Here is a 3,195-nt window from a genome sequence, read left to right as displayed (position 1 = left end):
TGCTGAAAGCATCTAAGCACGAAACTTGCCCCGAGATGAGTTCTCCCTGACTCCTTGAGAGTCCTGAAGGGACGTTGAAGACTACGACGTTGATAGGCCGGGTGTGTAAGCGCAGCGATGCGTTGAGCTAACCGGTACTAATCGTGTCTCTCAAAAACGCCTCTGGCGTTGTAAGGTTAAGCCTCACGGGTCATTAGTACCGGTTAGCTCAACGCATCGCTGCGCTTACACACCCGGCCTATCAACGTCGTAGTCTTCAACGTCCCTTCAGGACTCTCAAGGAGTCAGGGAGAACTCATCTCGGGGCAAGTTTCGTGCTTAGATGCTTTCAGCACTTATCTTTTCCGCACTTAGCTACCGGGCAATGCCATTGGCATGACAACCCGAACACCAGTGGTGCGTTCACTCCGGTCCTCTCGTACTAGGAGCAACCCCCCTCAATTCTCCAGCGCCCACGGCAGATAGGGACCGAACTGTCTCACGACGTTCTAAACCCAGCTCGCGTACCACTTTAAACGGCGAACAGCCGTACCCTTGGGACCTACTTCAGCCCCAGGATGTGATGAGCCGACATCGAGGTGCCAAACACCGCCGTCGATATGAACTCTTGGGCGGTATCAGCCTGTTATCCCCGGAGTACCTTTTATCCGTTGAGCGATGGCCCTTCCATTCAGAACCACCGGATCACTATGACCTGCTTTCGCACCTGCTCGAGCCGTCACTCTCGCAGTCAAGCCAGCTTATGCCATTGCACTAACCTCACGATGTCCGACCGTGATTAGCTGACCTTCGTGCTCCTCCGTTACTCTTTAGGAGGAGACCGCCCCAGTCAAACTACCCACCAGACACTGTCCGCAGCCCGGATCACGGGCCTACGTTAGAACATCAAACATTAAAGGGTGGTATTTCAAGGTTGGCTCCACGCGAACTGGCGTCCGCGCTTCAAAGCCTCCCACCTATCCTACACATCAAGGCTCAATGTTCAGTGTCAAGCTGTAGTAAAGGTTCACGGGGTCTTTCCGTCTTGCCGCGGGTACACTGCATCTTCACAGCGAGTTCAATTTCACTGAGTCTCGGGTGGAGACAGCCTGGCCATCATTACGCCATTCGTGCAGGTCGGAACTTACCCGACAAGGAATTTCGCTACCTTAGGACCGTTATAGTTACGGCCGCCGTTTACCGGGGCTTCGATCAAGAGCTTCTCCTTGCGGATAACCCCATCAATTAACCTTCCGGCACCGGGCAGGCGTCACACCGTATACGTCCACTTTCGTGTTTGCACAGTGCTGTGTTTTTAATAAACAGTTGCAGCCAGCTGGTATCTTCGACTGGCTTCGGCTCGGGGAGCAAGTCCCTCCACCTACGCGCCAGCGTGCCTTCTCCCGAAGTTACGGCACCATTTTGCCTAGTTCCTTCACCCGAGTTCTCTCAAGCGCCTTGGTATTCTCTACCTGACCACCTGTGTCGGTTTGGGGTACGATTCTGTGTTACCTGATGCTTAGAGGCTTTTCCTGGAAGCTGGGCATTTATCACTTCAGCACCGTAGTGCCTCGTCGTCACGCCTCAGCGTTAATAAGGGACCGGATTTACCTGGACCCTCCGCCTACACGCTTAAACCGGGACAACCGTCGCCCGGCTGATATAGCCTTCTCCGTCCCCCCTTCGCAGTAACACCGAGTACAGGAATATTAACCTGTTTCCCATCGACTACGCCTTTCGGCCTCGCCTTAGGGGTCGACTCACCCTGCTCCGATTAACGTTGAACAGGAACCCTTGGTCTTCCGGCGAGCGGGCTTTTCACCCGCTTTATCGTTACTTATGTCAGCATTCGCACTTCTGATACCTCCAGCATGCCTCACAGCACACCTTCGACGGCTTACAGAACGCTCCCCTACCCAACAACACATAGTGTCGCTGCCGCAGCTTCGGTGCATGGTTTAGCCCCGTTACATCTTCCGCGCAGGCCGACTCGACCAGTGAGCTATTACGCTTTCTTTAAATGATGGCTGCTTCTAAGCCAACATCCTGGCTGTCTGTGCCTTCCCACATCGTTTCCCACTTAACCATGACTTTGGGACCTTAGCTGGCGGTCTGGGTTGTTTCCCTCTTCACGACGGACGTTAGCACCCGCCGTGTGTCTCCCGTGATAACATTCCTCGGTATTCGCAGTTTGCATCGGGTTGGTAAGCCGGGATGGCCCCCTAGCCGAAACAGTGCTCTACCCCCGAGGATGAGTTCACGAGGCGCTACCTAAATAGCTTTCGGGGAGAACCAGCTATCTCCCGGTTTGATTGGCCTTTCACCCCCAGCCACAGGTCATCCGCTAATTTTTCAACATTAGTCGGTTCGGTCCTCCAGTTAGTGTTACCCAACCTTCAACCTGCCCATGGCTAGATCACCGGGTTTCGGGTCTATACCCTGCAACTTAACGCCCAGTTAAGACTCGGTTTCCCTGCGGCTCCCCTATACGGTTAACCTTGCTACAGAATATAAGTCGCTGACCCATTATACAAAAGGTACGCAGTCACCCCCATAAAGAAGGCTCCCACTGCTTGTACGTACACGGTTTCAGGTTCTGTTTCACTCCCCTCGCCGGGGTTCTTTTCGCCTTTCCCTCACGGTACTGGTTCACTATCGGTCAGTCAGGAGTATTTAGCCTTGGAGGATGGTCCCCCCATATTCAGACAGGATACCACGTGTCCCGCCTTACTCATCGAGCTCACAGCACGTGTGCTTTTGTGTACGGGAGTATCACCCTGTACCCTGCGACTTTCCAGACGCTTCCACTAACACACATGCTGATTCAGGCTCTGGGCTGCTCCCCGTTCGCTCGCCGCTACTGGGGGAATCTCGGTTGATTTCTTTTCCTCGGGGTACTTAGATGTTTCAGTTCCCCCGGTTCGCCTTGCAGCACTATGTATTCATGCTGCAATGATGCACAGAGTGCACCGGGTTTCCCCATTCGGACATCGACGGCTGTAGCGGTTCATATCACCTTACCGTCGCTTTACGCAGATTAGCACGTCCTTCATCGCCTCTGACTGCCTGGGCATCCACCGTGTACGCTTAGTCGCTTAACCTCACAACCCACAGGCGTTTTACAACGCTGCGAGCTGCAAGCATTTGAGAGACTCGAACGTGTCGCGTTTTTCATTCTTATTACGGAGAATGAAAACGACACGTCGTTTCAATTTT

At 53.6% G+C, this 3,195-nt stretch carries 2 rRNA genes; one reads left to right on the top strand and one right to left on the bottom strand.

Features of this window, described 5'->3' with window-relative positions:
• Positions 1 to 165: ribosomal RNA gene (locus NP77_RS19130) — 23S ribosomal RNA — on the top strand; the annotation flags it as partial.
• A gap of 7 nt (positions 166 to 172) precedes the next feature.
• On the opposite strand, the gene NP77_RS19125 is transcribed toward NP77_RS19130, so the two are convergent.
• Positions 173 to 3,080: ribosomal RNA gene (locus tag NP77_RS19125) — 23S ribosomal RNA — on the bottom strand.
• Between the last annotated feature and the right edge of the window lie 115 nt (positions 3,081 to 3,195).

Source organism: Pantoea sp. MBLJ3 (assembly GCF_000816655.1).
In the GTDB taxonomy this organism is placed as follows: domain Bacteria; phylum Pseudomonadota; class Gammaproteobacteria; order Enterobacterales; family Enterobacteriaceae; genus Pantoea; species Pantoea eucalypti.
The sequence above is the reverse complement of the archived record's forward strand: the minus strand, read 5'-3'. Positions and strand labels throughout refer to the sequence as shown.